Here is a 2242-nt window from a genome sequence, read left to right as displayed (position 1 = left end):
TTCCCGGGCGCGGTGCCGGCGGCCGGGACGTCCGGCGCTGCGGGGGCGTCCGGCGGGCCGGCGGCGCGCTGGGCGATGTAGGCGCCGGCCAGGACGGTCGCGCCGCCGGCCATCTGGACGGCGGTGAGGCGTTCGCCGAGCGCCGCCCAGGCGATGAGGGTGGCGGCGACCGCCTCGGTGTAGCAGATGGCGCCGCCGACCTGCGCGGACAGCCGGTGCAGGCCGGCGATCCCGGTCAGGTAGGCCAGCACGGTGCTGACCAGCGCGATCCAGGCGACCAGCGCCCAGCCGGGCGCGGTGTGCCCGCCGACGGGGACGGCGGCGCCGAGCACCCGCCACGGCAGCGCCCACGGGGTGGCGAGGGCGGCGAGCGCGGCCGCGGCGACGACGCTGCCGGCGGTGGTGATGACCAGCGGGTCGACGCGTCCGGCGAGGCGGTCGACCAGCAGGAAGTAGGACGCCTGGCAGGCGGCGGCGCCGAGCCCGGCGGCCAGGCCGAGCGGGTCCAGGCTCAGGCCCGTCCACACCTGGACGACCAGCGCGAGGCCCGCCATGGCGACGGCGACGCCGGCGGCGGCGGTGCGGTGCACGGGGGCGCGGCGCACCAGCCGCAGCCACGCCAGCACCATGACCGGGCCGGTGAACTCCAGCAGGATCGCCACGCCGACGGGCAGCCGGGACGCGGCGAGGTAGTAGCAGGCCTGGCAGCCCGCGACGCCGGTCAGCCCGTAGGCGGCCAGCCGCCCGAGGTGGGGCCGCAGCTGCGCGCGCAGGGGCCGGGCGCCGCTCCGTGCGCCGCGCCGGGCCCGCGCGGCGCACACGATCGGGACGAGCGCGAGCGCCGAGACGGTGATGCGCAGCCACACCGCCTGCAGCGGGTCCAGGCCGCCTTCGATGAGCGCCTTGCCGAACGGGCCGGACGCGCCGAAGCACACCGAGGAGAACACCGCGAGCGCGAGTCCCTGGGCGCGGGTGCGCGCCGCCGCGTCGACGCCCATCGCCGCTCCCCTCTCGACCGTTCAGGAGCATCGTGCCATAACACTCATTACGCACAGCGGGCCGGGCAAACGAACTACGGAACACGACATGCCGGACACTCCGCCGGGGAGGACTACTATTCGCCGGGTGAGCTGGCAGGGGGCCGGGGCGGGACCCGGCGGGACGGGAGGCGGCCCGAGCGGGGACCTGTTCGCGGCGGTCGAGGGCAACGTGCGCGAACTGGTCGCCTCGCCGTGGTGGCGGACCGCCCAGCCGCAGGACCGGGCCGGGCAGATCGCCGCGCGGATGCTGTGGGGCGCCGGGGAATGGTGGCTGTTCGGCGCGTGGGGGCGCTGGTACCGGTGCGGGCTGGACGGCGCCTGGCATCCCTGCCCTCCCCCGCCCGACCCCGCCGACCGGCGCGTCGCGGTCCCGGCGCCGCGCGGCGCCGGGACCCCGCCCGTCCCGCCGCAGCTGTACCCGACCGGCCCCGACCTGGCGGCCGGGCGGGTCGCGCCGCTGGGGTTCCTCGGGCCCGTCCCCGACACCGCGGTCGTCGCGCGGATCTCCCAGGCCATCACCACCGCCCTCGCGGTCGACCCGCAGCAGTTCGCCCAGCGCGACCCGATGTTCCAGCCCGGCACGCCCAGCACCATCGCCGCCGCGTGGGGCGCGCTGCTGTGGTGCGCGGGCTCGCCGGTGGTGCTGACCGAGCACCCGCTGATCGAGTCGTTCATCCCGTTCCTGACCACCTCCGCCGACCAGCTGCACTGGATGATGCCGCCCGACTTCGGCACCCTGGCCGGCTACTACATCCACCGGCTCGGCGCGGGCGACGGCGGCGGCGCCGCGCACATCGCGCGGGTGATGTACGAGGTCGCGGCGGGCCTGCAGGCCGACCCGCGGTTCCGGCCCGGCGCCGACGCGCTCGCCGCCGTCACCGCCGCGTCGCTGCGGATGGTCAACCAGGACATGGCCACCGTCCGCTACGGGCCCGAGGCGATCGTGCAGGAGTGGCGGCGCCGCTGCCCCGCCGAGTTCGCCACCCCGATGGTCCGCGACACCGCGCCGGGCGAGTACCTGCGCCTGGCCCTGTACGACCTGGAGCAGATCGTGCACGGGCTGACCGGGCCGCGTCCCGCGCCGGGCGGCCGCAGCCACGACGAGGTCCGCCGCGCCGGCGTCGCGGTGCTGGCCGCCGACCTGGCGGCGGCGCCGGGCGCGCTGCCGGCGCTGCAGCGCTGGCTGGACCCCGACAGCGCCC

The 2242-nt window shown here is 77.8% G+C and carries 2 protein-coding genes; one reads left to right on the top strand and one right to left on the bottom strand.

The window, feature by feature from the left end; all coding sequences use genetic code 11:
* Nucleotides 1-998: EamA family transporter (locus F9B16_RS50175; protein WP_151547309.1), on the bottom strand; the 998-nt coding region annotated here is incomplete at its 3' end.
* A gap of 127 nt (nucleotides 999-1125) precedes the next feature.
* Here F9B16_RS50175 and F9B16_RS50170 point away from each other — a divergent pair.
* Nucleotides 1126-2242, top strand: a 1117-nt coding sequence (locus F9B16_RS50170; RefSeq protein ID WP_151547308.1) for a hypothetical protein, incomplete at its 3' end; no start/stop codon positions are given.

The sequence above is a fragment of the Actinomadura montaniterrae genome (assembly GCF_008923365.1).
GTDB classification, from domain to species: domain Bacteria; phylum Actinomycetota; class Actinomycetes; order Streptosporangiales; family Streptosporangiaceae; genus Spirillospora; species Spirillospora montaniterrae.
The sequence above is the reverse complement of the archived record's forward strand: the minus strand, read 5'-3'. Positions and strand labels throughout refer to the sequence as shown.